A 26,353-nucleotide genomic window follows, 5' to 3' on the forward strand; every position below is an offset into this window, starting at 1 on the left:
AAGTTCGATCTGCATCCAGAACGGCTAATCGCCGATACGGCCTACGGAACCGGGCCACTGCTGGGCTGGTTGGTCGATCGTCAGATCGCGCCGCATACCTGCCGCGTCCGTGCAACTGATGAGCGTGTCGACTGAGAACGAGGCAGGCCCTGCGGGGCCTGTCCAACCCAAAGCCCGCCGGGCCGGCCACCGCGATTTCGAAGGGGAGAGGTAAGAAATGCAACAGGACGAAACCGTGACCCCCGGACCAGAGCCGACCGTGGCCATCACCGGCACCGGCGAGATCGGCCGTGCAGAGCACGGGCCGATGGACCGCCTCGTGGTGCACATGGCGAATGCCTTTGCCTGGCTCTTTCCGGTGCTGATGGTTGCCATCTGTTGCTAGTTGGTGCAGCGCCAGATGGGTCACAATCAGGCCTGGCTGGACGATTTCCAGTGGTGGCTCTACGGGGCGGCGGTACTTGTAGGTATCGCATATGCGGTCACCACCAACAGTCATGTCAGTGTCGACATCTTCTATGACCGCTTCGATGCGCGGCGTAAGGCGCGGGTCGACGTCTTCGCGCTGGTCTGGTGCCTTCTGCCTTTCGCGATCCTGTGCTGGGACGTGACGCTCGGCTACGCGATTTCCTCGGTCGTTTCCGATGAAGGCTCGGACAGCCCGAACGGTCTGCACAATCTCTGGATCCTGAAGACCGCTCTCAATCTGTCGTTTCTGCTGCTTTGCGTCACCGAGGCGAACAAATCGTCCAGAGATAGATACCGCTCGTCATCCGGGTGCGAGAACCATTCGGACGACACGCGATCCACATTCTAGCCGCGCGACACATCAACCTTGTAGCCGCCGCTGGCGTCAGGACGGGCATCGATAATTCGGTATTCATGAGGAAACCTCCGCGACGGGCGGCCGGGAGCCTCTCTCTCGACCTCCAAACCCGTCACGGGAACAGGCGGCACGCCTCTCGCTCTCTGGTCACTCGACCGCGAGATTGTCGGACGGGGAGGGGCGGCGCGCGTCGTGAAGGCGATGCAGCGTTTCCGGCCGGATATGGGTGTAGCGGCGCAACATTTTCCAATCCTTGTGGCCCGTTACGAGAGAGACTTGTTCTATGGCGAAACCCGCCTCAAACATGCGGCTTGTGCCCTCGTGACGCAAATCGTGGAAATGCAGGTCCTTCACCGTGACTTCTATGCAAGCACGCCGGAAGGCGGTGCCAACAGATCGAGAGTGATAGGGGAATATCTTGCCCTCAAGCTTCCCCAGATGCTTGCCCTGCGCTATGACAAGAGACTAGGCATCGAATCCCGTGGCATCAAACAGCGGGATGCGCTGGTCAGTTCCGGTCTTGTTGCGCGGGTCATTGCGATCCCGGATGGGGAGCATCCGACGTTTGACATCCAGATCGCGCCATTCAACGCGGTAGATTTCATCGAGGTGCATGGCGGTCGCGACGGCGAACTTCACGATCCGTGTCATCGGTAGGGTCAGGCGAGCGTTGTCATCGAAGCAGCGGAACAGGCGGTTCAGTTCGTCCCTTGTCAGCTGTCTGTCGCGTTCCGTGCCTTTGCCAATCAGACCCAGCCGCTTCAAGGTAATGCGGGCGAGGTCAACCGGTTCCGAAGAGATACCGAGCCCGTGCACGGCTTCAGCGTGCGTGATGATCATCTTGATCACACCGATATCGATGCCAAGCGTCACGGGACCGGCCCCTTTCTTGGCACGCCAGCGACCATACTCGATCAGCATCGCGCGATCGATATGGCCAATGCGCTCCTTGCCGAGGTCGTTCTTCATCGTGGCCAGGGTCGCGGCTTTACTTCTGCGGGGTGGTTTCCCAACCGCGCACATGTCGTCTATATGCAGGTCAATGATATCGCCAAACGTCGCAAGGCGGGCGGCGGACGCGCTTGTAGGTGACAGGCCCTGATCGACACGTGTCTCCGCCTAACCGGCCCATTTGTGGGCGTCGTCACGACGGTGAAAGGTCGCAGCACGGCCAGCGGCCCTTGCGTCTGACCTGGACCCGGTATCCACCGGAGGGAAGCTTGCTTATAGTGGCTATGTTCTGTGCGCTTAGTGTGCAATGAGTCGTCGAAAAGGGGCAAATCGGGGGATATTGTGGCTTATTCCAGCGCAGCAACTTTGCCCCGCAATTGTTTGAAAAAAATGAAATTAAATCAACACGCTAGACTTTCTATTGCCCCTATGATGGATTGGACGGACAGTCATTGCCGGTATCTGCATCGCCTGATGTCGCGCCACTGCTTGCTCTATACTGAAATGGTGACCGCACCCGCGGTGATCCACGGGGATCGCGATCGGCTTTTGGGCTTTGATCCGGCAGAGCATCCTGTTGCCTTGCAACTTGGCGGATCCGACCCGGCGCAATTGGCCGAAGCCGCCCGAATTGCAGCGGATTATGGCTATGATGAGGTTAACCTGAATTGCGGCTGTCCCTCTGACCGTGTGCAGTCGGGTAGCTTTGGCGCGGTCCTGATGGAGGACCCGGACCTCGTAGCCCGCTGCTGTGCGGCGATGATCGCTGCGGTGGACATTCCTGTCACCGTCAAATGCCGGATTGGGGTTGACGATCAAGATCCACATCAGGTGCTGCCTGATTTTTTGTCGCGCGTCAGTGCAGCCGGGGTCGACCGCTTTGCGATCCACGCCCGCAAGGCCTGGTTGCAGGGTCTGTCGCCAAAGGAAAATCGCGATATTCCGCCGCTGGATTATGACCTGGTCCTAAAAATAAAGGGTCTTTTCCCGCATCTACATCTGTCGATCAATGGAGGTATCGCAAGTCTTGATGCCGCCGAGGCGTTTCTGTCCCAGGGTTTGGACGGTGTGATGATCGGGCGCGCGGCATACCATGCGCCGACGGATATCCTGCGCGATGCCGACGCCCGCATTTTCGGGGATCCGATGGATCGATCGGCTGAGGATGTGGCGGCTCTGATGTTGCCTTACATCGAAGACCACATTGCGACCGGAGGGCGTCTGCATCAGATCACCCGTCATATGCTGGGGTTGTTTCAAGGGCGACCCGGCGCGCGGGCCTGGCGCCGCTACCTTTCTGAAAATGCGCATGCGGATGGCGCGGGGGCAGAGGTCGTGGTTCAGGCGTTGCGTCAGATCACCGCTCTGGCTGCTTAAAGGATCCCGTTGATGGAAGACATGATGCTTTTGCTGACCATGGGCGCGATGCTTCTGGTCATCGGTGCCATCGCCGGCATTCTGGCAGGGCTACTGGGCGTTGGCGGCGGCATCGTTCTTGTTCTGGCGTTCTTTTATGCCTTCAGCGCATTGGGATATGACAGTCCACAACTGATGCAGCTTTGCCTAGCGACATCGCTGGCAACGATCATTGTCACCTCGCTCAGATCGGTGTTTGCACATGACCGAAAAGGGGCGGTGGATTGGTCGATCCTCAGGACCTGGGCCATTGGCATTGTCATCGGCGCGTTGGCGGGAGTCTTTGTTGCGTCCCTGCTCAGATCGGCCGCGCTGCAAATGATCTTTGGCATTCTGGTGGCCGTAGTCGGTGTCTATATGATTTTCGGGCAAAGTCACTGGCGGCTCGGGCGGCGCATGCCGACGGGCATCACACGTGCTGTCTTGTCACCCGTGGTGGGTTTTCTGTCTGTTTTGATGGGGATCGGGGGTGGGTCGTTCGGGGTTCCCGTCATGACCTTGTACAATGTGCCCATGCACAAGGCCGTTGCGACCGCATCGGGTTTCGGCGTGATCATTGCCGTTCCCTCCGTTCTTGCCTTTCTCATGGTCGACATCCCCGATGCGCCCCCTTTCACATTTGGGTCAGTCAACCTGCTTGCCTTCGCCTTAGTGGTGGCCATGACGCTGATAACCACACCATGGGGCGCCACCCTGGCGCATAGGATGGATCCGCAGCCGTTGCGAAAAATATTCGGGATTTTTCTGACATTGGTTGCCTTGAACATGCTGCGGCAGGCGGTCGGACTATGACGCCATCCCTTGTGCGGGATGGCTATATCGTATTTCCGGTGGAGGATACTGTTCTGCGCTGGGCACAAGCAGCGCACGAGGTTGCGCATAGCGTTCTAAATGGTCCGGGTGAGCGGCGACATGGAGGTACATGGTTTGTCGGCGTTGATGCACTGCCTAATGCCCCCGACGGGTCAATATCCGGCATTCCGCTGGCCGGAAGCTGGCTTGATCATATTAATCGGCCGGCAGAGTGGCACCGCGCCCAATTATCGGTGGTGTTTCCCGGCTATCCACAGCGTGATGCCGATGAAAGCGAAGCCGCACATCGATATCGGCGCGACAGGGATGCGGCACATGTAGACGGTTTGCTGCCGGAAGGGCCGGATCGCAGAAGACATCTGCGTGAACCACATGGGTTTGTCGCAGGCTTGCCCCTCAATACGGTGACGGCCAGCCCGCTGGTCGTTTGGCGTGGGAGCCATGCGATTATGCAATCGGCATTTCGGGCGAAATTCGCCGGGGTCGAACCTGAGCATTGGGGCGATATTGACGTGACGGATGTGTATCAGCAGACCCGTCGCACGGTTTTTGCCGCGTGTCACAGGCAGCCTCTCGCGGTCGCGCCTGGGCAGGTCGTCTTGTTACACCGGCACCTGTTGCACGGCGTCGCCTCCTGGGGGGAAACGCGCACCATGATGCCCCGCATGATCGCCTATTTCAGGCCGGTCATTTCACCGGTGGACTGGCTTTAGCGGCGCTCCGTCGCGTGTTGTAATCCGTCAAGGATTTGCCAGGTTCATCGACGAACAGGCTAGGCAGAATGCGCATCTTCGCAATCTGATCGACGCGAATATCGTCAAATTCCTTGCTGGTCTCGCACCAGACAACACAGGTCCAAAGGCGGCCCCAGTAATCCAATTGCAACGGGCGCACCGTCAGGTGTTGATCGTTCAGGACCACCTCAAGTTTCTGGCGGGTGCGTATGGCCTGCCGGATCACAGGAAGATGCTGAAACCCGCGGGCGGCGTCGGCAAACGGATAAACGGCAAAGCCATAACTTGCCGGGGCGCGGCTGCGGTCTTCTGGCATCACCGCGTCCAGCTTGGCCGACAGGGCACGGGCCGCTGCTGATAGTTCGGTATCATCGCTGTGTCCGACCGCGCTCAGGCCCAGATGCAGTGCTTCGACCTCCGTCATGGTGAGGTTCAACGGGGGCAGGGTGATCGCCGCAATGACCCGGTAGCCGATACCCCGTTCGCCTTCGATAGGCACGCCGGACGCCGCGAGCGTTTCCATATCGCGATAGATGGTCCGCAGGGAGACCTGCGTCGCTGCGGCCAGATCGGCAGCCTTGTGCAAGCTCCCGTCACGCAGGATCTGAACCAGCTGCATGAGGCGGTCGGCGCGTCGCATGAAAATCCTTTCGATTCGAGAGAGTTTTGCCAATTTTCTGACAACTGACAAGTTTTTGTCACGATATTACAAAATCCCTTATGAAAAAGGACATTGTGGCATGAGGTTTGTCCGATTTGGTGCTTCCATTGACCGCAATACGGCCCTATTTGTGAGCCAGACAGTCAATCCGTGCGGAACAGACCTCCGCCAAAGGAGAATGAGATGCTCAACAATATCGGCCTTCCTGGCCTTCTACTGATCGCGGTTGTGGTGCTGGTCCTGTTTGGGCGCGGCAAGATTTCTAGCCTTATGGGCGAAGTCGGAAAAGGGATCACCGCCTTCAAGAAGGGGGTGGATGATGGCAAGAAAGAGATTGATGACAGCATGGCCAGCGCCAAGGATGTCACGCCCGAAGAAGAAAAAGACAAAGCCTGATTGCCTGAAAAGGACCGCACCTGATGTTTGGCCTTGGCATGAGTGAGATGGTGCTGATCGGCATCGTGGCCCTGATCGTGATCGGGCCAAAGGACCTGCCGGGCATGTTCCGTGCGTTGGGCCAGTTCACTGGCAAGGCCCGTGGTATGGCGCGCGAGTTCTCGCGGGCGATGGAGGCAGCGGCGGATGAAGCCGGGGTCAAGGATGTATCCAACACGATCAAGGCCGCGGCAAACCCGCAGCAGTTCGGCGTGGACAAGATCAAGGAAGCCACTGGCATGACCAAGGGCCCCGCGACACAGGCGCTGTCCGAGGAACGTCAGGCCGCCAAGGAAAAGATGAGCGAAGCCATCGCCAAGGCACCCATTGAGCGTAAGGCAGGAGAGACCGAAGCAGCCCCCGCAGCCAAGCCCGAGGCGGACACATGAGCGCCACCGATGAAATTGATGACAGCTCTGCCCCGCTGCTCGAGCACCTGACGGAACTGCGGACCCGGCTGATCCGGTCGGTCCTCGCCTTTATCGTTGGCATGGTGATCTGTTTCACGGTCTGGAACCCGGTTTTCAATTTCCTGACCTTTCCTTTGTGCGACGCATTGGCGGCCCGCGGACAGGAATGTGACCTGCAGTTCATCGCGCTTGAAGAAGGTTTCTTTGTTGCGATTTCCATCTCGCTATTGGGCGGTCTGGTTCTTGGCTTCCCGTTTATCTCCTATCAATTATGGCGGTTCGTCGCCCCGGGCCTTTACAAAAGCGAGAAGGGGGCGTTTCTACCATTCTTGATCGCATCGCCTTTCATGTTCTTTCTGGGCGCGGCTTTTGCCTATTATGTGATCACGCCACTGGCCTTTGGTTTTTTCCTGGGCTTTCAGCAACCCGGCAGCCTGGTCAGCGGGACCGAAGGCAGCACACAGGCCGCCGGTATCCTGTTTCAGGGGTCGGCCAAGGCCTATCTCAACCTGACCATTAAATTCATCGTCGCATTCGGGCTTTGCTTCCAACTGCCTGTCCTGCTGACCTTGATGGGCAAGGCGGGGCTTGTATCGGCACGCGGTCTGCGCGGCACACGGAAATACGCGGTCGTGGGCATTCTGATCGTTGCCGCCCTTGCGACACCGCCTGATGTGATCTCGCAGGTTATTCTGTTCGTTGTAGTCTATGGTCTTTACGAAGTGTCGATCCAATTGGTGGCCAGGGTGGAGCGCCAGCGTGAAGCCAAATTGCGCGCCGAAGGGCTGTGGGATGACGATCTGCATGGCGAAGCCGCCATGGATGACGAGGATACCAAAGCGTGACCAAAAAGGCGTTGCGCCGGATCGCTGATGCGCTGGAGCGGATGAGTGCACCACCGGCGCCCGCGCCGGACTTTTCCCAAGCGTGCGCTTTTGTCTGGCACCCCGATCCGGACCGGTTGGAACCCGTCGCACGGGTGAACCGCGTGGATGTGGGGCTTTTGGTTGGTGTAGACCGGTCTCGTGATACATTGATGGCAAACACTGCACAGTTTGCGCGTGGGTTGCCCGCGAATAACGCGCTTCTCTGGGGCGCGCGGGGGATGGGAAAGTCCAGCCTTGTCAAAGCAGTGCATGGCGCTCTTTCCACCGACCATCCGCAGCTGAAGATTGTCGAGGTCCAACGCGAGGATCTGCCGACCATCGGGCGCTGCCTGAATCTGCTGCGCGGGGCTGATGCGCGTTTCATCCTGTTTTGTGATGACCTGTCATTCGGGCATGATGATGCGCACTACAAATCACTCAAGGCCGTGCTGGATGGCGGGATTGAGGGCCGCCCGGAGAACGTGGTGCTTTATGCCACATCAAACCGTCGCCATTTGATGCCACGCGATATGATCGAGAATGAACGTTCAACGGCGATTTCGCCTTCCGAAGCAGTTGAAGAGAAGGTGTCGTTGTCAGATCGCTTTGGCCTGTGGCTTGGCTTTCATCCCTGCGATCAGGATGAATATCTGGCGATGATCCGCGGTTATTGCGATGCGTATGGGGTCGCAATTGATGACGCGACCCTGAAGGTAGAGGCGATCGAATGGCAGGCCACACGCGGCAGCCGCTCCGGACGCGTGGCGTGGCAATACTTTATCGACCTTGCCGGGAGGCGCGGCGTTCAACTGTCGTAAGATGGGTTTAAACCCATCTTACGGTGTGGCGTCTGTCAGGGCAGATAATCAGCTGGATCGACACTTTGCAGGCCGCGCCTGACTTCGAAATGCAGGTATGACGGATCACCGGCGCGTACTTTGCCGATCGTTTGGCCGCGTGTCACGGTGTCACCCTTCGAGACCGTCAGGCTGTCGATATTGGTATAGACCGTCAGTAGCCCGTCGCTGTGCTTGATCACGACAATCGCCACGCCGCTGGTATTGTTGGTCACTGCGGCGACGCTACCAGCGTCCGCCGCTTTAACATTGGTGCCGGCCGGTGCACCAATGTCGATCCCTTCATTTCGACCGGGCGCGTAGGCCCGGATAATGCTACCTTCAACCGGGCGGCTGAACCGGGCATCAGATGATGATGCTGGCGTGGTGGCACCGATATCTGGTGTGTCTGGAGTAGCCGATGCTGGCAGTGGCACCGATGGTGTCTCGGCGGGTAATGGGGCAGCCGCGCTTGGCGGCACTGGTGTTTGCGTCCCGACGCCCGGTGCGGTCACTTCCTGCGGTGCTGCTGCCACAGGTACGGCGCCAGCCTGCGGGATCAGAAGGAATTGCCCTTCACGTACTGTAAATTCCGCGTCCAGCCCGTTCCATTCAGCGATGCTACGAACGGGCACATTATAAAGCCTTGAAATCGCAAAGACCGTTTCGCCGCGTACAACCTGATGTCGGATGGGTTCCGCACCTGCCGGTGCTGCAGGCGCTGGTGCTGCAATCGGCGTTGTAACAGGAGACGCCGGATCAAGTGGTGTGGTCGTGACCGTATTGGTCGCATCCGCACGATCAAGCGCGCCTGTCGCAATGGCGGATACATCCAGCGGCTGACCGGTGACAGCACCGGTTGCGGCTGATGGGTCTGCAACACGCTGGGGCAGGGCGATGATCTCGTCCCGCCGGAGGATCACATCAGGCTCAATCCCATTATAGGTCGCCAGTTCATTCGCATCGAGACCAAGCCGGATCGCGATGCCACGGATTGTGTCATCCTGCTGGGCTACAACTACCTGATAGTTGGGGTACGAGATAATACCTCGATCATCCGGCCGTGGCCGCCCGGGCAGGTCCTGCACCGCCCGGCTTGTATCAAAGCCGTTGGCATTGTCGCGCAGATCGAAATCGAAAGGTTCGTTACAGGCACCAAGTGCGGCCAGTGCCACACCTGCCATCAATACACGTCGTGCTGGGGTCCGCTGCTGGGACATCATACCGCTCCTCTTGCCAAGTCGCCCCTTGTTGCCGGGGTCGTACTATATCTTGTGCCTTTTTAGTCTGTTCCGAGCCCTTCTAGCAAGGGAACAAAGCGAACAGGCCGTAATTCGTCGTATTCGTAACCATTTTCGAGCCGTGTGACGCGGATAAGGCTTTGCACGGCGTCCGACTGTCCGACCGGAAGCACCATGATACCGCCAACCCGCAATTGTGCCAACAATGGACCAGGTGGATCCTCTGCTGCGGCCGTCACAAGGATCCGGTCAAAGGGGGCCTGTTCCGTAAACCCGTGGCTGCCATCGGCGGTGAAAGTGGTAATATTCGTGATGTCATGCGCCTCAAACACCGCGCGGGCTGCATGAACAAGACGCCGATACCGATCCACGGTATAAACCCGCCGCGCCAATTTGCTGAGGATGGCGGCCTGGTAGCCGGAGCCCGTGCCGATCTCTAGCACCTTGTCACGCGGGCTGATCCGCAAGGCCTGTGTCATCAGCCCGACAACTGAGGGCTGGCTGATCGTTTGCCCGCAGGCAATGGGCAGGGGCATATCCTCATATGCTCGGTCGGCGAAGGTGCCCTTCACATAATCGGCGCGGTCTACCTGTTCCATAGCTGTCAGCACGCGCGTATCCGTCACGCCCTTGCTGCGCAGGGCATAAAGGAACTGCATCTTGGTGGGGCCGTCAAAGGTCACTTCAGCACATCCTCAAGCGTCGCAACCATATCATAATCCGTCAGGTCCGCCCGCATCGGCGTGACCGAGATATACCCATCAAGGTTGGCCGCAGCATCTGTTCCCGGCGCTGTAGGTTCGTGCTGCGGTCCGCCGCGCACCCAGAGAAACTTGCGCCCGGTGGGCGATGTCTGCGCTTCCGCCCGGAAGCGCGTATTTAATCGAAACCCTTGTGTTGTGGCCGCCATACCTTTGACGTCGGCCCCCGGCACGGGCGGGAAATTCACGTTGTAGAACACCTTGTAGTCTGCATCATCCCACAGCGCATCATCCATCAGTGCGCGCACTGTCGCCACGCCATGGTGCGCCGCAGCCTCAAACGGGTTATCCAGATCGGCATTGCCGGGGCCATAGAATTGCGACAAGGCAATTGACCGCACGCCTTGCAGCGCACCTTCGATACACGCGCCAATCGTACCAGAATAAAGCGTATTCTCTGCTGCGTTGTTGCCCCGGTTCACGCCGGAAAGGATCAGGTCGGGCGGGTTGTCTTTCATCACATCGTACAAACCCGCGATGACGCAATCAGCCGGAGAGCCTTCTGCGGCAAAGCGGCGGTCTTCAAGCTGCACGATCATGGTGGGGTGGGTGTAGCTGATGCAGTGGCCGACGCCGGATTGTTCGAAGGCCGGCGCAACTGTCCACACCTCACCATTGGCGCCGGCAACTTCATGGGCGATGTCAGTCAGAACCTGCAGCCCGGGGGCGTTGATACCGTCGTCATTGGTGATGAGAATGCGCATAACCGCCCCTTCGCTGTTGGTTTGTTCCTAAGCGAGGGGGCGGGGCGCGGCAAGTCAGGTTACAAGGGCAACGTCACGTTGCCGGGCACCATAGATCGTCAGCAACACTGTCGCCGCAAAGATAACCCATTGCGGCATCGGCCAGAGTGAGCCGAGCATGGTTGTTCCATAGAAAAGAAACAGCCCGATCCAGCCGATTTGCATTGCGGCAAGCGCGATCATCAGCGGGCGGGATGGATGCTGCGCCAGCCAGAAATACGCAACCGCAAAGACAATCAGGTTGATTGTGATCGCGTGCCACAACACCGCCGCCATTGACGCGAGATGGGCTGTTGGCAGCACGGTCTGGTAGGCATCGTGATATTCGGGGCCACCCGCGAAAATATGGACCGCCGTGGTCAGAACCATGATTGCACCGGCGATTGTAAGGGGAATGTTCATCATTAAATCCTTTCCATACGTATGCGTATGGTTGCGTGATGGCTTGCCGATGTCAATACGGGTGCGTATGGTTTTTGAATGGTACAAAGAAAGCAACGCCTTGGGCGACAGGAATGGATCAATGCGGGCTTTCGCGCGCTGGCGCTCAAGGGCCCCGAGGGGCTACGGGTTGAACCGATTGCGCGTGAGCTTAAGACGACAAAAGGTTCATTTTATTGGCATTTCAAGGATTTGCCGGAGCTGCAGACATCCATGCTTACCTATTGGGAAGACGCAGCGACCCATCGCATCATTGCGCGGCTGGAGGAACTGCCGCGTGGTCTGCCACGGTTGGAGGCACTGGCGCAGGCTGCCAATATGCCGCATGAGGCGCAAGGCGGAGCCGGTGCCGAGGCTGCATTGCGTGCCTGGGGTCGCACCTTTACCCCGGCGGGCGCGGCGGTGGCGCGGGTTGATGCGCAGCGACTGGCCTTTGTTGCGGACTGCCTGGCCGATATGGATGTGGATACGCCCGAATTGCCAGCCTTGTTCTACGCCGCCCATTTGGGGCTGGAACAATTGTCGATGCATTCTGACGTTGATCCTCTCAAAACGTTAATGCGCTTCGTCAGCATGGTCAGAGAATTGCAAAAAACATAGCGACTCACGCGACCGGACATGTGCCATCAATGATCATATCCGCGTGGGTGGCGGGGTCTTCTTCCGCCAGATATTGATCCTCCTCCTCCTGCCAACTCTGCCAAAGCGTTAACGCTTCTGCCCCGTCCCGTGCCAATCCGCGTTGCAGTCGGATGTCGCGCGGTGTTTCTACATAAAGGCAAAATGTTAATGCAGGCCGAAATTGGGCGCGCGTTGCGCTGACCCCTTCGATAATGACCGTTCCGCCGGCGGGAACGTCATGCCATTCTGCCAATGCATGCTTCCCCCAGGCATATCTTTGATATCTGGCTGGCTTGTTCTGGCGTAAGGGATTGATCACTTGCGCCATGAAACGGCCATACCAGTCCAGTGGCGTTTCGGGTGTGGCAAAATCATCTGTGTGGATCACCGGCGCCGCAAGACGCTTGGCCAGATTTCGGGCCAAGGTCGACTTGCCAGAACCGCCGCATCCGTCAATGCCGACGATCCGCGTAACCATACCCTTGGGCCGCTCCGCTGCCATGATTTGATCAGCGATGACCTGCAGGGGCGGGTTGCTCATCCCAGAATGACAGGCAAAAGCCGGGCAGCCTCTGCATTTGGATCAGTGAGCGCTGCGCGATCTTCGCCGGGGTAAAACCGGGCCCGTGTGGCCGTTGGCATGGGCGCCGGGGTTAGAATGTGCACTTTGGGGCCTGTCTTGGTTGTCTCAGCCTGCCAGGAGCGGGCAAGCGCGATTTGCGCCGCTTTTGTCGCACCATAGGCACCAAAGAACTGCTCTCCTCCGCGTGGATCGTCAAAGAACACGGCCTGTCCGGTCTGGCCCAAAAGCGGGGCGACATAGCTGATCAGGCGCGCGGTGGCGTCGATGTTCACGCTGATCGACTTTGCCAGATCCTTGGGGCCGATATGACCCGCAGGGGCCAACGGGGCTGCATGAACAGCCGCATGCAACCACACATCCAGCTTGCCCCAGCGATCAAAGATGCCGCGGCATAACTGCTGCATGGCCGCATCAATGGTGATATCCATGGGGGCCAGGGTGGCCTGTCCGCCAGCGGCCTGAATGGCGTCATCCAGATCTTCCAGCGCACCGACGGTTTTGCCAACGGCGATGATGTGATGTGTGGGGGCAAGCGCCTTGGCCAGGGCCGCGCCTAAACCGCGCGAGGCGCCGGTGATCAATGCAGTCTGTGTCATGGCCCGGACATGTGCCGAACCGCTGGCAAGGTCAAGAGGTCGTAAGCGTCAGCGAATACACTGTGCCGCGCCGGTCGGTCAGTTGGACCTGCCTGTCGCCAACAGCGGCCACGGTATAGCCGAACGCACGCGCCCCCATCTGGACACGCTCGATCCGACCGCGAGGCGAGCGCAGCAGGGCTGCAGGCCCATCATGGGCCTGCATCACCCCAATCAGGGTCAATTGGCTCAGATCAATGGCATCGGCAATCGTTGCCTTGGCGGCCACATGGGCCGGTGTCGTTTCTGTCATCTGGTGAATACCGCTCAGGTTCTTGTTTGAGCGGTGTCATGCCAGATGCTCTTGTTAATAAACAGGCAACAATATGGGCATGACGTGAGGTATTCAGTCGCATTCCTGCCCTAATCCGGTCAAATTGGCGTGAACAGGGGCTCGCCGTCTTCTTTGTAGACCGGTTCAGTCAGTGGTTTCTCCAAAAGCGGCAGCACAGCCTCGGACGGTCGGCACAGGGCAACACCCTTCGGCGTGCAGACAATCGGCCGGTTGACGAGGATCGGATGAGCGACCATCGCATCCAACAGTGCGTCGTCGCTGACGGTAGGATCAAGCAGGCCCAGCTCTTCTGCTGGCGATTTCGATGTGCGCAGCGCGGCGCGTGGGGTCAGGCCGGCGGCAGCGAAAAGCGCTTGCAATTGCGGCCGGGTCCAGCTGGTTTTGAGGTATTCGATGATGACGGGTTCCGTGCCCGACGCACGAATGATAGCCAGCACATTGCGGGATGTACCGCAATCCGGGTTGTGGTGGATAACCGTGGTCATTCCGCCGCTGTCTTTGCCTGGAACCCCTGCTCGATCATATCGGACGGGGCCACCGGGTATTCACCCGAGAAGCAAGCGTCGCAATAGGCCGGCGCGTTCTTGTCGCGACCCTTTGCCTCGCCCACGGCACGATAAAGCCCGTCGAGGCTGATGAATTTCAGGCTGTCCACGCCCAGATGCGTCTGCATCTCTTCTTCTGACATCGTGGCGGCGAGCAGTTTCTCCCGCTGCGGTGTGTCCACCCCGTAGAAACAGGGCCATGCCGTTGGGGGTGACGCGATGCGGAAATGGACCTCTGCCGCACCCGCATCCAGGATCATTTCCTTGATCTTGCGGCTGGTGGTTCCGCGCACGACGCTATCATCGACAAGGATGACCCGCTTGCCCTTGATGAGCGCCCGGTTGACGTTCAGTTTCAGACGCACACCCATGTTGCGAATCTGTTCGGTCGGCTCAATAAAGGTGCGGCCCATATACTGGTTGCGGATGATGCCCATGGCGTAGGGGATGCCCGATTGCAACGAATAGCCGATGGCCGCAGGCGTGCCGCTGTCAGGGACGGGGCAGACGAGATCGGCGTCTACGGGTGCTTCTTTTGCCAGTTCCCGCCCGATGTTTTCGCGTGTTTCGTAGACGGAGCGGCCACCAAGGATACTGTCCGGGCGGCTGAAATAAACATGCTCGAAAATGCAGAACCGGGCGCGGTTCGGGCGGAAGGGGAAGTGGCTTTCCACACCCTTCTCAGCAGTGATCACCACCATCTCGCCCGGTTTGATTTCGCGGACGAATTCGGCCCCGATGATGTCCAAGGCGCATGTCTCGGACGCCAGCGCCCAGCCGTCGCCGATTTTGCCCAGCACCAGCGGACGCACGCCCAAGGGGTCGCGGCAGCCGATCAGCTTGGTGCGTGTCATGGCGACAATGGAAAACGCGCCTTCGACCTTGCGCAGTGCCTCTTCCATCCGGTCAGGGATGGTGCGCCCCATGGAACGGGCCATCAGATGGATGATGCATTCGCTGTCCGAAGAGCTTTGAAAGATCGAGCCACGTTCAATCAACTCCCGCCGCAGCGACATGGCGTTGGTGATATTACCGTTATGGGCAATCGCGGCCCCGCCCATGGAAAACTCGCCAAAGAAAGGCTGCACGTCGCGGATGGCGGTCTGCCCCTTTGAGCCTGCGGTGGAATAGCGCACGTGCCCGATGCCGATCGTTCCCGGCAGGATCTGCATCGTATCGGCGCTGGTGAAGTTGTCGCGCACCAGCCCCATGCGGCGGGCCTGATTGAAACCGGTCTCGGCGTCATGGGTGACGATCCCGCCTGCCTCTTGCCCGCGATGTTGCAGGGCGTGCAAACCTAGGGCCACGAAGTTGGCCGCATCGGTGACGCCCACAACGCCGAAAACGCCACATTCCTCTCGTAATTTATCGTCGTCAAATGGATGGGCGGGGGGCATCTGGGTGGACAAGGGGGCAGCTCCGAATCCGTTTGCACTGGTCTGCCCCGGTCTTAGCGGGTCGGGGGCGTGCTGTCACCAAACGATCATGACCAGCGGCAGGGAAACACTGTTTCGTCCCGATAACGGGCGTTCCTTAGGCGCCGCGCCCTTTGGGTAGCAGCCCTGCGGCCCGCACCGCAGGCATGAAACCCCGGCTGATCGGGCGGGTGCTGCCATCCGACAGTGTCAATTCACCACCGTCGCGGATGCGGATCACTTTGACGACCTGATCCAGAGCCACCCAATGGGATCGATGCACTTGCAGGCCCTGCGTCTGGCCGACCTCCGCCATCGCGTCCGACAGGCGCATCAGAACCAGCTCTGTCCCGGCGGTCGTGGTCTTCGGCACTGAGCGCTATCAGAGCGCCGCGCTGTTCCAGTGGCAGTCGGGCCAGAACAGTGGGTGGCGCAGTTGCGCCTGTTCCCGGACCGGTCCGCAACATAAAGCTGCCAATTTCAACGACGCCCGCGATCAATGTCACGACGCCAAACAGCTCCAGCAGTTGCACGAATGTGGCGGGCCTGTTCACCTTCTTGCCGGGCAGACGCATGAATGCGGTGTTCTTTGCCGACGCGCCGCTGCAAGGGTTTTGGCTGATGGCGGGACTGACCGGCACAGGGTTGGCATGGTATGCCTATGTCAATCGCCATCGAGCGGTACGATGACGGTAGAATAAAGCAAAGGCCGCGCACAAAAGTGTCGCGGCCTTCATTCTGTCAGATGTCTTTGATTATTCGGTTGGCGCGGTGTCGGCTGGTGCGCCACATGTTCCGACCAGCTGTTGATACTGTTCAGTGATCCAGCCAAGCGCCTGTTCGGGGTTTTGTTCTTCGATCTGGCCCGTCAGCTGGGCAAAGACACGGGCCGAGCGGCTGTCGTCGATGATGGCCACCTCTTGGCTGGCAAATACGGTGTCGTAGACAAAGAAGGCCACAGCGACCAGCAGGATGCCACGGAACACGCCAAACAGGAAGCCAAGCGCCTGATCGACCCCACCAAGGGCAGACCGCTGCACCACGCTGGAAAACAGCGGTGTGAAGATCGAGACGACAACCAAGGCCACCGCGAAAACGGCAGCAAACGCAGCAATAATGGCCAATTCGCAGCTGTCACCGATGAAATCACCAATGATCGGCACCTGCCGCACTAGTGGTTCAACCTGATCGGCAAAGATGAAGGCCACGATGGTGGCACCGATCCAACCCAAAATTGCCATCGCCTCGCGCACAAACCCCCGGCTGTAGGCCAGTACGCCCGAGAGTACGATAATGACCGCGACGCCTGCGTCGACGAGTGTGAAGCCTTCCATGGTCCGTCTCCTGCCGATGACGCTAACGTGCGCCAAATACCTCTTCAACAAATCCGGCAAGGTCGGTCGCGTTGCGCAGACCCAGACCGGTCACCGCTGGCTGTTTCGCCTGTTGCGGTATGATCGCAGAGGTAAAACCAAGTTTCTGGGCCTCTTTCAATCTATTTTCGGTTTGAACCACCGGACGCAGCGCGCCCGATAGGCTGATTTCCCCGAAAATGACGGCCTCTGCCGGCAAAGCGGCGTCTTCCCGCGCAGAGACAAGGGCCGCCGCGACGGCGAGGTCTGCGGCAGGTTCAGAGATGCGCAAACCCCCTGCTACATTGAGATAAACGTCCAATCCGGTGAAGGGCACACCACAGCGGGATTCGAGCACCGCGAGGATCATGGCAAGCCGTCCGCCATCCCATCCGACGACGCTGCGGCGGGGTTGGCTGTGTGGCGAAGGTGCCACAAGTGCCTGGATCTCGCACAGCATGGTCCTTGTGCCTTCGATGCCCGCGAAGACCACCGACCCGGGGGCAGGGGTGCCGCGTTCTGACAGGAACAGGGCAGAGGGATTCTTGACTTCTGCCAGCCCTTTACCGGTCATCTCGAAGACACCGATTTCGTCCGCTGGGCCAAACCGGTTCTTGACGCTGCGCAGGATACGAAACTGATGGCCGCGTTCGCCTTCGAAATAAAGGACGGTGTCGACCATGTGTTCGACAACGCGCGGGCCGGCGATTGTGCCATCTTTGGTCACATGTCCGACCATGATGACAGACATGCCGTTGCGTTTGGCAAAGGTGGTCAGTTCATGGGCGGATGAGCGGACCTGTGACACGCTGCCCGGGGCGCTGTCGACATTGTCCGCCCACATCGTCTGGATCGAGTCGATGATGGCGAGGTCGGGTTTTTCAGCCTCCAGCGTTGTCAGGATATCACGCAGGTTGGTTTCGGAGGCGAGCATGACCGGACTTTTTTCAAGCCCCAGACGGCGGGCGCGCATCTGGACCTGGGCATTGGATTCCTCGCCGGAAATATATATGACTTTCAGACCGTTACGGGCAAATCTTGCAGCGGCCTGAAGGAGCAGGGTGGACTTGCCGATGCCCGGATCGCCGCCGACGAGTAGGGCAGAGGCTTTGACAAGGCCGCCGCCCAAGACGCGGTCCAATTCGCCGACGCCTGCTTCGGTCCGGGGTGGTTCCTTCTCCTGGGTTTCAAGGTCGGTCAGCGTGATGGCTTTCCCGCGTGCCCCGCCCAGTGTTTTGCCTTTGGGGCCGGACGACAGCGCCTTGTCTTCGGTGATCGAATTCCACGCGCCACAGCCGTCGCAGCGCCCGGACCATTTGCCAAAACTTGCGCCGCATTCATTACAGGAAAAAGTAAGATCTTTGGCCATGTTCACCTTTTGGACCAATTGCGGCGGCAGGGCAAGGGCGGTGGGGTGGAACTCCACCCTACGTCTTTTTGGCGGTCAGGGTTGAGATCACGATAGAGGCCAGGATGCAGGCAGTGAAAAGGTAAAGGCCCCAGGCGGTTTCGACCTTTCCGATGCCAATGCCCTTGACGACCACGATGTAGAGCGCGACGAGGAAGACATCGGCCATAGCCAGTTTGCCGAGCCAGGAGAGTGCCGGTAAAGCCTTTCGTCTCAATAGGTTGAAGTGGATCAGCGCGAGGCCAATGGTTTTGAGATAGGGCGCAAAGAGCGCAAAAGCGGTGACCAGAAGGGCAAGAGCCACGTCACTTTCCCATAGCGCCTGCATGCCGGTGATCACGCTGATTTCGTTCAGACCAAAGAGCGGTAGCAGACCTGCGCGCATCAATGGGGCAAACCACGCGATGGGAAACAGGATCAGTAGCGAGAGGTTCGCGATACGCAGAATATTTAACATGGGGACCCTTAATGAAACCTTAGGGCCATGTAAGGGCGGCGCGCCTTATTTGCCAAAGGTCTTGCGATTGTAGCGTGCGCCAAGCTGGGTCAGCACCTCGTAACCGATTGTTCTGGCTTGGTTTGCCAGATCGTCAACACTCTGTTGCGGGCCGATCAGTGTCAGTTTTGTCGGTGTCTCGGGCAGGTCGGTTACGTCAATTGTCAGCAGGTCCATGGAAACCCGCCCGACCAGTTTGCAGGGGATATCGCCATGGTAAAGGGTGGCCTTGTCTGACAGCATACGAAAGATGCCATCAGCGTAACCACCTGATACGGTTGCGATTTTTGACGGGCGTTCCGCCTGCCAGCTATTGCCGTATCCGACAACTTCGCCTTCGGCCACATCGCGAACCTGAATGACCGGCAGGTCCAGTTCGATGGTTGGTGTTGCCTGCTCAAACGGGAGGCCGCCATAAAGGCCGATGCCGGGGCGGGTCAGGTCGAAATGATAATTCGGGCCGAGGAGGATGCCGCCGGTTGCGGCAAGCGAGCGGGGTGCGCTGATCCCGTCGGTCAATTGTTTAAAGTTATCAAGCTGGTAGGCGTTCATCGGATGGTCAGGTTCGTCCGCACAGGCCAGATGTGACATGACCAGTGTGGGGTTCTGGGCCAGTGCCAGTTCAGCGATGGCCGCCCATTCCTGTGCTTCCATGCCCAGCCGGTTCATGCCGGTATCAAGCTGGATGCCGAATGGATGCCCTGGCAGGGTTTCGAAATGATGCGTCAGCTGATCGACCGAGTTGATCATGGGCGTCAGTTTCAGCTCGCGGATCAGATCCGTGTCGCCTTTCATATGCCCGGAAAACACTGATATATCTGGCTTTTCTCCCAGTTCCTCGCGGATCGCCACGGCCTCTTCCGCAACGGCGACGAAGAACTGGCGCACGCCTGCCTTGAACAGCGCCTTGGCCACATTGGCCCCGCCCAGACCATAGCCGTCGGCCTTGACCACGGCGGCGGTCTTGCAATTGGTCATGCCGTCCAAAGCGCGCCAGTTGGCGACGACGGCGTCAAGGTCGATAGTCAGGCGTCCGGTACTCATGCGCACCTTTTGGCAGGGGCAGGACAGGGCGGCAAGAGGTTAACGGGCCGCGCGCCGTTTTCTGCGGGCGCAACAGTGATATCCTTGCAATGATTATGAATCCTGTTGTTTTGCGGCGTTTTTGGCTGTCGGCATCGCGTCGGACAAACGTCGGACTTGCGTATGGCAAGTTTGGCACAATTTGCGGATTAATGGGGCGTTCGGTGCCTGTTCGTTAAGAAAGTCCTTCTTCTTGCCGGAATGTTCTTCTTTAAGAGCATCCGAGATATTGACGAGGTTGATTTGGGTATTCTGAAAAAAGTCATCACGCAGTTGGAAACGCCCCGCGATCAGCGCCCTTTGGGCAGTGGTTGGCTGTCGGGTTCGCTGGCACTGTTGGCGTCCATTGCAGGCTTTCTGATCGTGTTGCTGCGCTGGTTTCCGGAAACGTTTTCCTATCCCGAAATCGCGTTTATTCAGGATAGCGGTGTTGTCACGGCTTTCCTGCGTTTCGTGTTGTTGTCGGGATATGCGCTGTCGCTGCTCAGCCTGATCTTAAGCCGGCACAAATCGCTGGGCTGGACGGCGCTGGCGATGTCGGTCGTCGCATCTCTGATGGCCACGACGCAGCCGCAGATCGCGTCAGACGCGCCGCAGAGTTTCTATTTCGGCCTTGATTACTTCATCATCAACGTACTGGTTGTCGGGTTTCTTTTTGTCCCGTTGGAGCGGTTTTTCCCGGCCCGGGGCGACCAGACGGTGTTCCGTGCCGAATGGCAGGAGGACATGTTCTACTATCTTGTTAGTTCGATGCTGGTGCAGGTGCTGGGTTTCATCACGCTGGCCCCGTCCAATTATGTGAACGCGCAGATCCCACTGGATGATGTGCGTATCTACATCGTCAATCTGCCGTTCTGGTTGCAGGTGGTGATCATCATGATGGCCACGGATTTTGTGCAGTACTGGGTGCATCGCGCCTTCCATACGTTTCCTTTGTTATGGCGCTTTCATGCAATCCATCATTCGACGAAAAAGATGGATTGGCTGGCGGGCGCCCGCATGCATTTCGTGGAGATCGCTGTGCTGCGTGGCCTGACGGCGGTGCCGATGTTTACCCTTGGGTTCGATCCGGCGGCCATTCAGGCCTATCTGCTGATCGTCTATTTCTACTCCAGCTTCATCCACGCCAATATCGGCTGGAAGCTGGGCTTTCTTGAGCGGTTCTTTGTCACCCCGCGCTTTCACCACTGGCACCACGGATCTGACCGGGCCGCCATTGATATCAACTATGCCAGCCATTTCCCGATTTACGACTGGTTGTTCGGGACGCATCATTTGCCGGAAACGGAGTGGCCGGAGAATTACGGGGTTGTGGGCGATACCGTGCCGCGCGGGTATTGGCGGCAGTTTGTCTATCCGTTTCTGAAGTCGGAGAAGAAGGAACCGGCGGAGTAGAAGCAGACTTTCGGCGAAAGTCTGCCTTCAAATCCTCGAAGAGGATTTGATCCCAATGTCTGTGTCAGACATTGGGGCCGTGTCCTACCCTAACTCGCTTTTGGCGGCCCTTCTTCTGGCCGGTCGAGGATGGTTTCGATCTCTTCCATTTGCGCTTGCGTCAGCGGTCCCTTGGCGAGCGCGCCGCAAAGATCGTTGACCTGTTCGGGTGTGCGGAAGCCAGGGATGGGCACGGCGTTGGGCGTGCGCGCCCAGAGCCAGGCGAGCGCCCCTTGGGCGAGCGTCCGTCCGCCCGAGGTGAGGATGTCGCGCGTGGCGTTGAGTTGCGCCAGATAGGCATCGGTGATCTTGCCGTCCTTGAAATAGTCCTGCCAGCCGGGGTTGCTGCCACGGACTTCATCCTTGCTGAATTGCGTCTTGGCGTCGTATTTGCCGCCAAGGACCCCCATGGCGAGGGGGGAGCGGATCAGGGAGAGCAGGTTCAGATCTTCGATGACGGGCACGATATGGCTAGCGGGTTTCAGGACATTCATCGCATGTTCCACCGCTGTGAAACCTGGGTGGTCGGCAAAGGCGCGGGCGCTGTCGGGGAAGTCCGTGGACCAGCCATAGGCCCCGATGATGCCCTGATCATAAAGCGTGGCGAGCATGTCGAAGGTCGGCTGCGCCTCTTCCACAGGGAGTTCGTTGTTGTGGTGCAGAACAAGGTCGATCCGGTCGCGGCCCAGCCGTTTGCGTGAGGCGTCGATGGTCTGCCGGATCACCTCGGGGTCATTGATGGGGCCAATCAACTGCTTGGTTTCGGTGTTGATTTCCAGACCGATCTTGGTGGCGATGGCCACGTCGGGATGGTTTTTCAGCGCCTCACCCAGCACGGTTTCTGAATGCCCGCAGCCATAGGCCTGGGCGGTGTCGAAATGCGCGATTCCATGGTCAAGCGCTGCTGCGATGGCCGCATTTGAGACGTTATCGTCAATCTCGCCCCAGCCGACGGCGCGGCCGTCCATGAAGAAAGGGCCGCCGATGGCCCAGCAGCCAAGGCCAAGGGTGGGTTTTGCGGGAATATGTTTGAAATCAGCCATTTGTCGTCTCCAATGAAGTGCGGTAGAGAGAGATTTTGTGGTTCAGGAATTGCTTGCAGGCCTGAAGTTCAGCCTCGCGGTGGGCCAGCGTGACGGCATGCCGTTGCAACAGGTCAAGCCGTTTCGCCCGTTGTTCCGGTGCGTTCTGATCGGGGGCATGGGCCGAAATTGCGAAGCTTTTGATGTCATCCAGCGGCATGCCGGTGGCGCGCAGCCGTTCCAGCGTGGTGAGCCAGTTGACATCATCGGCGCTGAACACCCGCCAGCCACGGCCGTCGCGCCGGATCTGGGGCAGCATACCGGATTTTTCGTAGAACCGGATGGTGTCCTGGGTCAGGCCGGATCGGGCGGAGGCTTCGTTGATTCGCATCGGGTCTCTCCTTTGAGGGTCTTGCGTAGCCTATTGGAGCGACTCCAGGTCAAGCGAAGTTATCAGGGTGTGCGATCAGTCATGCGTCTGTTGCCAGCGTATACATAATTGACTAGCGTCCGATCATTGTAACGACCGGGCATTTGGCCGTGTCACATAAAAGAATTGAGGAGCAATAGATGGCGGAACAGTCCACTGGCCGTAAACTGAAGATTGCCGAGCGCGAATTGCTCGAACGTGTTTTCAATGGCGCTGTGAATTATGACCTGATCCGCATTTTTGAAACCGATCCTGATGATCCCCAGAGAACGCGATCATATCAATCCGAAAATATGATTTATCTGCTGGGTGGCGACTATGCCGACGACATCTCAAAGGGGACGATGAAGCAGAAGGGAACCCTGGTTCATGAAGTTGCCCATGCGTGGCAATTCCAAAAAACAGCGTATTGCAGCGGGCAAAAGGACCGAGATGCGCATTTCAAACAGAAAGCTTATGATGCATGGCTCGAACACGCGATTATGGTTCAACGGCAAATTGAAGCTGCGATCCTTGATTGGTCAGATCAGCTGAAAGACGAGATGGAAAGGGCCCCACGGACCCAGCTACCGGCTGTAAAAGCTGCGTTGCGTCAGTACCATTCTTCGGTTCTGCAAAAACTTTATAACAAGCGTGATAGTCTGATAGGGGTCGAAAGCAGGGCGCGTGCCCGTATTGCTACTGACAAGGCGTCGTATCTGTCGCAGGAGGCCTATGATCCCATCCTCACAACGGTTGGACCCCTGGACGAATTCGAAAGTCGGCAGTCACATGTCAATGGCGCGTTTGGGACAAGCAATGCCGGTCCTTCGCTGTCTTTCGCCAACGCGAAACCGCTTCCGAATGAACGGTTGTCCGATTTCATGTGGCGCCAGGCCGAGATCAAAGAGGCCTTTGGCACGAAGTCAAATCTAAGGTTGTATCTGGAATGCAACGCCCATGAGGACGACGGATCAAACGCGTCCTTTCTTGACTACAACTACATGCTCAAAAAACCTGGTACGGTAGGTTTTTTTGATCTGCGTGTAGAGGCTCAGGCCCAGCTCATTACCGAGTATTTCTTTTTGAAGAATGGTGTGGACCCCCGCACGGTATGGTATGATGATCTGAATACACGACCGCCGCTCAGCTTTTACGAAAAGACGATCCCATTTCTTGCGACGCCAGTGAAGATGTAGCGCGATGTCATGAGAAGCTGCTGTCGTCGCCCTGTTGCCATGGCTTCAACAGGTTGCCGAAGCGCGCGGACGCTTCGTTGATTCGCATCGGGTGTCTCCTTTGAGGCTCTTACGTAGCCTATTGGAGTGACTCCAGGTCAAGGGAGTAATTGACTGGGGAGAATCGACACTGAAGGCACGCTGCCGCTGCCTTTCAATCCAGGCTTACATCGCCTGTTGGCCCGTACTGATTTGTTCTTGCGCTGGTATTCGTGACGCAGAGGCGTCACGCTCAAATATCTCATCCTCTTTGTGGTGGTTGGTGTCGGTGCATAGAGCTGGGAGAGCCGCAGCTTTCCGATGGGCTTCACACCCTAAAACTACAGTTGGATCGAGGACCGGAAAGCCGTCGCCCATGAGACCGTCAGATAGTCGTTTATCCACGTGCTGAAATCGCTAGTCTATTCGCCTGCAACCACATCAAGCGACGTGTTCGAGGCTCTATAGGCCGAACCCAAAAAAGTAATAGTAACCACCGAGAGCGACCGCACCTGCCGATATCAGCATGACCAGCCAGCGCGGCAGTTCGCCGTCCCGTGCCAGCTCAGATTTTCTTACGAGCGACATGTCGATGGGTTTGATACTGGCGAGGTGCAGCTCGAAGTGTCCGAAATTGAAACCGCCTGGCAGCGGTTCGCCCGATCGTGAGGCCGCGAAGTCAAAATCTGATCTGTTTTGCGATAACCGCTCGACGACATGAACGATCATCGGCCCATCCTTGGCCGGGTAACGCCCGGCCGGTGCACCACTGTCATAAGTCGTAAATCCAAATCCGCTAGCCTCCAAATAGTCTCTCAGCGCCGGCGGACCTGCAAGGATTGCATCAACGGTCGCCTGATCACGAAACAACGCCTTTTTGTTGCCAGCCGCATTCCCGTCAATGCCGATATCACCCAGTGCCTGAGCGATGCGGGCGTCACCGAAGACGTCCGAGGGAAAAATATCAACGATGTCGAAATCGTAGCGCAATGTCATCTGAGGGTTCGTCTGGTTGCTTTCACGGGGCATCGGCTATTGCGGAATCCTGGCGTTTGGGGACGGATGATCGGGCTGTCAGAATTGCGTGTCGTCGCCCTGCTGCCACGGTTTCACAAGGTTGCCGAAGCGGGTGAAGCGCCCTTCGAAGCTGAGTTCGACCGTGCCGATGGGGCCGTGGCGCTGTTTGCCGATGACGACTTCGGCCTTGCCGTGCAGACGCTCCATCTCTTCCTGCCATTGGGCCACCTTTTCCATCTCGTGGTCGCCGGGTTTCTCCCGCTCTTTATAGTATTCCTCGCGGTAGACGAACATGACCACATCGGCGTCCTGCTCGATCGAACCGGATTCGCGCAGGTCTGACAGTTGCGGGCGTTTGTCTTCGCGGGATTCGACCTGGCGAGAGAGCTGCGAGAGGGCAATGACAGGGATATTGAGTTCCTTGGCGATGGCCTTGAGGCCCATCGTGATTTCCGAGATTTCATTAACGCGGTTTTCGGAGCGGCCAGAACCGCGCACAAGCTGCAGGTAGTCGACGATCAGCACGTCGAGCCCGTGTGTCCGTTTTAGCCGCCGGGCCCGGGCCGCAAGTTGGGCGATGGGCAGGGCAGGCGTGTCGTCGATGAAAAGCGGGCAAGCCTCCAGCGATTTGGCTGCGTCGACGAAGCGGCGGAATTCGGTTTCGGTCATATCGCCGCGCCGGATCTGTTCGCTGGGCACTTCTGCTGCCTCTGACAGGATCCGGGCGGCGAGCTGCTCGGCGCTCATCTCAAGTGAATAGAAACCGACGACACCGCCATTGACGGCCCCTTCGGAGCCGTCAGGTAGCACGCCTTTCTTGTAGGCCTTGGCGATGTTGAAGGCGATATTGGTGGCCAGCGAGGTTTTCCCCATCGACGGGCGACCGGCGAGGATCAGAAGGTCGGATTTGTGTAGGCCGCCCAGTTTTTTGTCCATATCGACCAGGCCGGTGGACACCCCCGCAAGACCGCCATCGCGCTGATAGGCGGCGTTGGCGACGTTGACTGCATCGGTGACCGCACGCAGGAAGGATTGAAAGCCGCTTTCGGCGGTGCCTTGTTCAGCGAGTGCGTAAAGCGCCTGTTCGGCTTCGACGATTTGTTCCTTGGGTTCGCTGTCCACATCGACCTTGGCCGCCTTGTCGGCGATGTCGCGACCGACGGTGATCAGTTCGCGGCGGACCGCGAGGTCATAGATCATCTGGGCGTAGTCGCGGGCGGCAAAGGCGGAAATGGCGGCACCTGCAAGGCGGGCGAGATAGGCAGGGCCGCCAAGCTCCTTCAGCCCTTCGTCATCTTCGAGGAAGGTCTTGAGGGTCACAGGCGATGCCAGCGCATTTTTGGAAATGCGGGTCGCTGCGGTTTCGAAAATCCGAGCATGGACAGGGTCGTAGAAATGCTTGGGGCCGATGATTGAGGCGACGCGATCAAAGATATCGTTATTGGTCAGAATCGCGCCCAGAAGCTGCTGTTCAGCCTCAATCGAATGCGGCATCAGGTCTGCGCCTGCTTCTTCCACACCGGTCGCATTGAATGCGGTAATTTCGTTCATTGGCCTACCTCACTTTTCCCGCGTGCCTCTTAACAGGTGGTCTGCGCGCGGGGCCATCTGGAAATGATGGTGGACAGGCAGCGGGATAACCCTGTGGACAATTTTGATCGGGAGTCGGTCCTACCACAAATTGTGG

The 26,353-nt window shown here is 58.4% G+C and carries 32 protein-coding genes and 2 pseudogenes; 12 read left to right on the forward strand and 22 right to left on the reverse strand.

Annotation, left to right across the window (positions count from 1 at the left end; translation table 11 throughout):
* Positions 1–217: 217 nt before the first annotated feature.
* Complete coding sequence (locus ACFWW4_RS18080; RefSeq protein WP_411892140.1) at positions 218–385, forward strand: hypothetical protein; 168 nt, start codon at positions 218–220, stop codon at positions 383–385.
* Between the two features lie 15 nt (positions 386–400).
* Positions 401–682: pseudogene (locus ACFWW4_RS18085) on the forward strand (TRAP transporter small permease subunit); the annotation flags it as partial.
* 11 nt (positions 683–693) lie between these two features.
* Here the strand turns inward: ACFWW4_RS18085 and ACFWW4_RS18090 are convergent.
* The 3 genes and pseudogenes from ACFWW4_RS18090 to ACFWW4_RS18100 all read right to left on the reverse strand — a co-directional run.
* A pseudogene (locus ACFWW4_RS18090) lies at positions 694–873 on the reverse strand (DUF932 domain-containing protein); the annotation flags it as partial.
* Between the two features lie 100 nt (positions 874–973).
* The gene (locus ACFWW4_RS18095; RefSeq protein WP_411892141.1) at positions 974–1,180 is read right to left on the reverse strand and encodes a tyrosine-type recombinase/integrase; all 207 of its coding nucleotides are present in this window, start codon (positions 1,178–1,180) and stop codon (positions 974–976) included.
* Between the two features lie 111 nt (positions 1,181–1,291).
* Positions 1,292–1,795, reverse strand: coding sequence for a hypothetical protein (locus tag ACFWW4_RS18100; RefSeq protein ID WP_411892142.1), 504 nt, complete (start codon positions 1,793–1,795; stop codon positions 1,292–1,294).
* Positions 1,796–2,167: 372 nt separating this feature from the next.
* Between ACFWW4_RS18100 and dusA the strand changes: the two genes are divergently transcribed.
* Genes dusA through ACFWW4_RS18115 form a run of 3 tightly spaced genes read left to right on the forward strand, consistent with a single transcriptional unit; the run spans position 2,168 to position 4,719 of the window.
* A complete protein-coding gene (dusA, locus tag ACFWW4_RS18105) occupies positions 2,168–3,154 on the forward strand; it encodes a tRNA dihydrouridine(20/20a) synthase DusA (RefSeq protein ID WP_411892143.1) in 987 nt (328 codons plus the stop codon).
* Positions 3,155–3,166: 12 nt separating this feature from the next.
* Positions 3,167–3,985, forward strand: coding sequence for a sulfite exporter TauE/SafE family protein (locus ACFWW4_RS18110; protein WP_411892144.1), 819 nt, complete (start codon positions 3,167–3,169; stop codon positions 3,983–3,985).
* A complete protein-coding gene (locus tag ACFWW4_RS18115) occupies positions 3,982–4,719 on the forward strand; it encodes a hypothetical protein (RefSeq protein WP_411892145.1) in 738 nt (245 codons plus the stop codon). The genes ACFWW4_RS18110 and ACFWW4_RS18115 overlap by 4 nt, the downstream gene beginning before the upstream one ends.
* Here the strand turns inward: ACFWW4_RS18115 and ACFWW4_RS18120 are convergent.
* On the reverse strand, positions 4,694–5,380 hold the full coding sequence (locus ACFWW4_RS18120; protein WP_411892146.1) for a helix-turn-helix transcriptional regulator: 687 nt from the start codon (positions 5,378–5,380) through the stop codon (positions 4,694–4,696). The genes ACFWW4_RS18115 and ACFWW4_RS18120 overlap by 26 nt on opposite strands.
* A 204-nt stretch (positions 5,381–5,584) precedes the next feature.
* On the opposite strand from ACFWW4_RS18120, the gene ACFWW4_RS18125 reads away from it, so the two are divergent.
* From ACFWW4_RS18125 to ACFWW4_RS18140, 4 genes are read left to right on the forward strand one after another with little or no spacing between them, the layout of a single operon-like run.
* On the forward strand, positions 5,585–5,797 hold the full coding sequence (locus ACFWW4_RS18125; RefSeq protein ID WP_411892147.1) for a twin-arginine translocase TatA/TatE family subunit: 213 nt from the start codon (positions 5,585–5,587) through the stop codon (positions 5,795–5,797).
* Positions 5,798–5,820: 23 nt separating this feature from the next.
* Positions 5,821–6,225, forward strand: coding sequence for a Sec-independent protein translocase protein TatB (gene tatB / locus ACFWW4_RS18130; RefSeq protein WP_411892148.1), 405 nt, complete (start codon positions 5,821–5,823; stop codon positions 6,223–6,225).
* Positions 6,222–7,091, forward strand: a complete 870-nt coding sequence (gene tatC, locus ACFWW4_RS18135; protein WP_393926015.1) for a twin-arginine translocase subunit TatC — start codon at positions 6,222–6,224, stop codon at positions 7,089–7,091. The genes tatB and tatC overlap by 4 nt, the downstream gene beginning before the upstream one ends.
* Complete coding sequence (locus ACFWW4_RS18140; RefSeq protein ID WP_411892149.1) at positions 7,088–7,930, forward strand: ATP-binding protein; 843 nt, start codon at positions 7,088–7,090, stop codon at positions 7,928–7,930. Before tatC ends, ACFWW4_RS18140 begins: the two co-directional genes overlap by 4 nt.
* Positions 7,931–7,965: 35 nt before the next feature.
* Here ACFWW4_RS18140 and ACFWW4_RS18145 read toward each other — a convergent pair whose 3' ends face one another.
* The 4 genes from ACFWW4_RS18145 to ACFWW4_RS18160 form a co-directional block, all read right to left on the reverse strand.
* Positions 7,966–9,168 (reverse strand): peptidoglycan DD-metalloendopeptidase family protein, encoded by a 1,203-nt coding sequence (locus tag ACFWW4_RS18145; RefSeq protein WP_411892150.1) that lies wholly within the window; start codon positions 9,166–9,168, stop codon positions 7,966–7,968.
* 62 nt (positions 9,169–9,230) lie between these two features.
* Positions 9,231–9,872 carry a protein-L-isoaspartate(D-aspartate) O-methyltransferase gene (locus tag ACFWW4_RS18150; protein WP_411892151.1) on the reverse strand — a complete coding sequence of 214 codons (642 nt, stop codon included), beginning with the start codon at positions 9,870–9,872 and terminating at the stop codon, positions 9,231–9,233.
* Positions 9,869–10,654, reverse strand: a complete 786-nt coding sequence (gene surE / locus ACFWW4_RS18155; RefSeq protein ID WP_411892152.1) for a 5'/3'-nucleotidase SurE — start codon at positions 10,652–10,654, stop codon at positions 9,869–9,871. The genes ACFWW4_RS18150 and surE overlap by 4 nt, the downstream gene beginning before the upstream one ends.
* 54 nt (positions 10,655–10,708) lie before the next feature.
* Positions 10,709–11,095, reverse strand: a complete 387-nt coding sequence (locus tag ACFWW4_RS18160; RefSeq protein WP_411892153.1) for a hypothetical protein — start codon at positions 11,093–11,095, stop codon at positions 10,709–10,711.
* Positions 11,096–11,173: 78 nt separating this feature from the next.
* Here ACFWW4_RS18160 and ACFWW4_RS18165 point away from each other — a divergent pair, with 78 nt between their 5' ends.
* Entirely contained in the window at positions 11,174–11,734 is a 561-nt protein-coding gene (locus ACFWW4_RS18165; protein WP_411892154.1) for a TetR/AcrR family transcriptional regulator, read from the forward strand.
* A gap of 4 nt (positions 11,735–11,738) precedes the next feature.
* On the opposite strand, the gene ACFWW4_RS18170 is transcribed toward ACFWW4_RS18165, so the two are convergent.
* From ACFWW4_RS18170 to alr, 10 genes are all read right to left on the reverse strand, one after another.
* On the reverse strand, positions 11,739–12,296 hold the full coding sequence (locus tag ACFWW4_RS18170; protein ID WP_411892155.1) for a uridine kinase: 558 nt from the start codon (positions 12,294–12,296) through the stop codon (positions 11,739–11,741).
* Positions 12,293–12,934, reverse strand: coding sequence for an SDR family NAD(P)-dependent oxidoreductase (locus tag ACFWW4_RS18175; RefSeq protein ID WP_411892156.1), 642 nt, complete (start codon positions 12,932–12,934; stop codon positions 12,293–12,295). Before ACFWW4_RS18175 ends, ACFWW4_RS18170 begins: the two co-directional genes overlap by 4 nt.
* Positions 12,935–12,965: 31 nt before the next feature.
* Complete coding sequence (locus ACFWW4_RS18180; protein ID WP_411892157.1) at positions 12,966–13,226, reverse strand: hypothetical protein; 261 nt, start codon at positions 13,224–13,226, stop codon at positions 12,966–12,968.
* A gap of 119 nt (positions 13,227–13,345) precedes the next feature.
* Positions 13,346–13,753 (reverse strand): arsenate reductase (glutaredoxin), encoded by a 408-nt coding sequence (gene arsC / locus ACFWW4_RS18185; RefSeq protein ID WP_411892158.1) that lies wholly within the window; start codon positions 13,751–13,753, stop codon positions 13,346–13,348.
* A complete protein-coding gene (gene purF / locus ACFWW4_RS18190; protein WP_411892217.1) occupies positions 13,750–15,210 on the reverse strand; it encodes an amidophosphoribosyltransferase in 1,461 nt (486 codons plus the stop codon). Before purF ends, arsC begins: the two co-directional genes overlap by 4 nt.
* A 136-nt stretch (positions 15,211–15,346) precedes the next feature.
* Positions 15,347–15,601, reverse strand: a complete 255-nt coding sequence (locus ACFWW4_RS18195; protein ID WP_411892159.1) for a LytTR family DNA-binding domain-containing protein — start codon at positions 15,599–15,601, stop codon at positions 15,347–15,349.
* Positions 15,602–15,983: 382 nt separating this feature from the next.
* Positions 15,984–16,562 carry a CvpA family protein gene (locus tag ACFWW4_RS18200; protein ID WP_411892160.1) on the reverse strand — a complete coding sequence of 193 codons (579 nt, stop codon included), beginning with the start codon at positions 16,560–16,562 and terminating at the stop codon, positions 15,984–15,986.
* A gap of 22 nt (positions 16,563–16,584) precedes the next feature.
* Positions 16,585–17,949 carry a DNA repair protein RadA gene (gene radA, locus ACFWW4_RS18205; protein WP_411892161.1) on the reverse strand — a complete coding sequence of 455 codons (1,365 nt, stop codon included), beginning with the start codon at positions 17,947–17,949 and terminating at the stop codon, positions 16,585–16,587.
* 58 nt (positions 17,950–18,007) lie between these two features.
* Positions 18,008–18,445 carry a paraquat-inducible protein A gene (locus ACFWW4_RS18210; protein ID WP_411892162.1) on the reverse strand — a complete coding sequence of 146 codons (438 nt, stop codon included), beginning with the start codon at positions 18,443–18,445 and terminating at the stop codon, positions 18,008–18,010.
* Positions 18,446–18,490: 45 nt separating this feature from the next.
* Positions 18,491–19,528, reverse strand: a complete 1,038-nt coding sequence (alr, locus tag ACFWW4_RS18215; RefSeq protein ID WP_411892163.1) for an alanine racemase — start codon at positions 19,526–19,528, stop codon at positions 18,491–18,493.
* A 282-nt stretch (positions 19,529–19,810) separates the two neighbouring features.
* Between alr and ACFWW4_RS18220 the strand changes: the two genes are divergently transcribed.
* On the forward strand, positions 19,811–20,962 hold the full coding sequence (locus ACFWW4_RS18220) for a sterol desaturase family protein (RefSeq protein WP_411892164.1): 1,152 nt from the start codon (positions 19,811–19,813) through the stop codon (positions 20,960–20,962).
* Positions 20,963–21,051: 89 nt separating this feature from the next.
* Here the strand turns inward: ACFWW4_RS18220 and ACFWW4_RS18225 are convergent, their stop codons facing one another.
* Together ACFWW4_RS18225 and ACFWW4_RS18230 are read right to left on the reverse strand one after the other, a co-directional pair.
* Entirely contained in the window at positions 21,052–22,044 is a 993-nt protein-coding gene (locus ACFWW4_RS18225) for an aldo/keto reductase (RefSeq protein ID WP_411892165.1), read from the reverse strand.
* Complete coding sequence (locus tag ACFWW4_RS18230) at positions 22,037–22,414, reverse strand: MerR family transcriptional regulator (RefSeq protein ID WP_393926049.1); 378 nt, start codon at positions 22,412–22,414, stop codon at positions 22,037–22,039. Before ACFWW4_RS18230 ends, ACFWW4_RS18225 begins: the two co-directional genes overlap by 8 nt.
* Before the next feature lie 179 nt (positions 22,415–22,593).
* Between ACFWW4_RS18230 and ACFWW4_RS18235 the strand changes: the two genes are divergently transcribed.
* Positions 22,594–23,631, forward strand: a complete 1,038-nt coding sequence (locus tag ACFWW4_RS18235; protein WP_411892166.1) for a hypothetical protein — start codon at positions 22,594–22,596, stop codon at positions 23,629–23,631.
* A 480-nt stretch (positions 23,632–24,111) separates the two neighbouring features.
* On the opposite strand, the gene ACFWW4_RS18240 is transcribed toward ACFWW4_RS18235, so the two are convergent.
* On the reverse strand, positions 24,112–24,639 hold the full coding sequence (locus ACFWW4_RS18240; RefSeq protein ID WP_411892167.1) for a hypothetical protein: 528 nt from the start codon (positions 24,637–24,639) through the stop codon (positions 24,112–24,114).
* 84 nt (positions 24,640–24,723) lie between these two features.
* Complete coding sequence (locus ACFWW4_RS18245) at positions 24,724–26,217, reverse strand: replicative DNA helicase (protein WP_411892168.1); 1,494 nt, start codon at positions 26,215–26,217, stop codon at positions 24,724–24,726.
* Between the last annotated feature and the right edge of the window lie 136 nt (positions 26,218–26,353).

Source organism: Yoonia sp. SDW83-1 (genome assembly GCF_046762885.1).
GTDB lineage: Bacteria > Pseudomonadota > Alphaproteobacteria > Rhodobacterales > Rhodobacteraceae > Yoonia.

Bases quoted from the DNA above. Each gene is read 5' to 3' on its own strand.
- radA (WP_411892161.1), bottom strand. From the start codon at position 17,949: ATGGCCAAAGATCTTACTTTTTCCTGTAATGAATGCGGCGCAAGTTTT.
- ACFWW4_RS18160 (WP_411892153.1), bottom strand. From the start codon at position 11,095: ATGAACATTCCCCTTACAATCGCCGGTGCAATCATGGTTCTGACCACG.
- ACFWW4_RS18210 (WP_411892162.1), bottom strand. From the start codon at position 18,445: ATGTTAAATATTCTGCGTATCGCGAACCTCTCGCTACTGATCCTGTTT.
- ACFWW4_RS18225 (WP_411892165.1), bottom strand. From the start codon at position 22,044: ATGGCTGATTTCAAACATATTCCCGCAAAACCCACCCTTGGCCTTGGC.
- purF (WP_411892217.1), bottom strand. From the start codon at position 15,210: ATGCCCCCCGCCCATCCATTTGACGACGATAAATTACGAGAGGAATGT.
- ACFWW4_RS18125 (WP_411892147.1), top strand. From the start codon at position 5,585: ATGCTCAACAATATCGGCCTTCCTGGCCTTCTACTGATCGCGGTTGTG.
- ACFWW4_RS18165 (WP_411892154.1), top strand. From the start codon at position 11,174: ATGGTACAAAGAAAGCAACGCCTTGGGCGACAGGAATGGATCAATGCG.
- tatC (WP_393926015.1), top strand. From the start codon at position 6,222: ATGAGCGCCACCGATGAAATTGATGACAGCTCTGCCCCGCTGCTCGAG.
- arsC (WP_411892158.1), bottom strand. From the start codon at position 13,753: ATGACCACGGTTATCCACCACAACCCGGATTGCGGTACATCCCGCAAT.
- ACFWW4_RS18200 (WP_411892160.1), bottom strand. From the start codon at position 16,562: ATGGAAGGCTTCACACTCGTCGACGCAGGCGTCGCGGTCATTATCGTA.
- ACFWW4_RS18120 (WP_411892146.1), bottom strand. From the start codon at position 5,380: ATGCGACGCGCCGACCGCCTCATGCAGCTGGTTCAGATCCTGCGTGAC.
- ACFWW4_RS18145 (WP_411892150.1), bottom strand. From the start codon at position 9,168: ATGTCCCAGCAGCGGACCCCAGCACGACGTGTATTGATGGCAGGTGTG.
- dusA (WP_411892143.1), top strand. From the start codon at position 2,168: ATGAAATTAAATCAACACGCTAGACTTTCTATTGCCCCTATGATGGAT.
- ACFWW4_RS18115 (WP_411892145.1), top strand. From the start codon at position 3,982: ATGACGCCATCCCTTGTGCGGGATGGCTATATCGTATTTCCGGTGGAG.
- ACFWW4_RS18230 (WP_393926049.1), bottom strand. From the start codon at position 22,414: ATGCGAATCAACGAAGCCTCCGCCCGATCCGGCCTGACCCAGGACACC.
- ACFWW4_RS18100 (WP_411892142.1), bottom strand. From the start codon at position 1,795: ATGAAGAACGACCTCGGCAAGGAGCGCATTGGCCATATCGATCGCGCG.
- surE (WP_411892152.1), bottom strand. From the start codon at position 10,654: ATGCGCATTCTCATCACCAATGACGACGGTATCAACGCCCCCGGGCTG.
- ACFWW4_RS18175 (WP_411892156.1), bottom strand. From the start codon at position 12,934: ATGACACAGACTGCATTGATCACCGGCGCCTCGCGCGGTTTAGGCGCG.
- ACFWW4_RS18180 (WP_411892157.1), bottom strand. From the start codon at position 13,226: ATGACAGAAACGACACCGGCCCATGTGGCCGCCAAGGCAACGATTGCC.
- ACFWW4_RS18235 (WP_411892166.1), top strand. From the start codon at position 22,594: ATGGCGGAACAGTCCACTGGCCGTAAACTGAAGATTGCCGAGCGCGAA.
- ACFWW4_RS18110 (WP_411892144.1), top strand. From the start codon at position 3,167: ATGGAAGACATGATGCTTTTGCTGACCATGGGCGCGATGCTTCTGGTC.
- ACFWW4_RS18170 (WP_411892155.1), bottom strand. From the start codon at position 12,296: ATGAGCAACCCGCCCCTGCAGGTCATCGCTGATCAAATCATGGCAGCG.
- alr (WP_411892163.1), bottom strand. From the start codon at position 19,528: ATGAGTACCGGACGCCTGACTATCGACCTTGACGCCGTCGTCGCCAAC.
- tatB (WP_411892148.1), top strand. From the start codon at position 5,821: ATGTTTGGCCTTGGCATGAGTGAGATGGTGCTGATCGGCATCGTGGCC.
- ACFWW4_RS18245 (WP_411892168.1), bottom strand. From the start codon at position 26,217: ATGAACGAAATTACCGCATTCAATGCGACCGGTGTGGAAGAAGCAGGC.
- ACFWW4_RS18080 (WP_411892140.1), top strand. From the start codon at position 218: ATGCAACAGGACGAAACCGTGACCCCCGGACCAGAGCCGACCGTGGCC.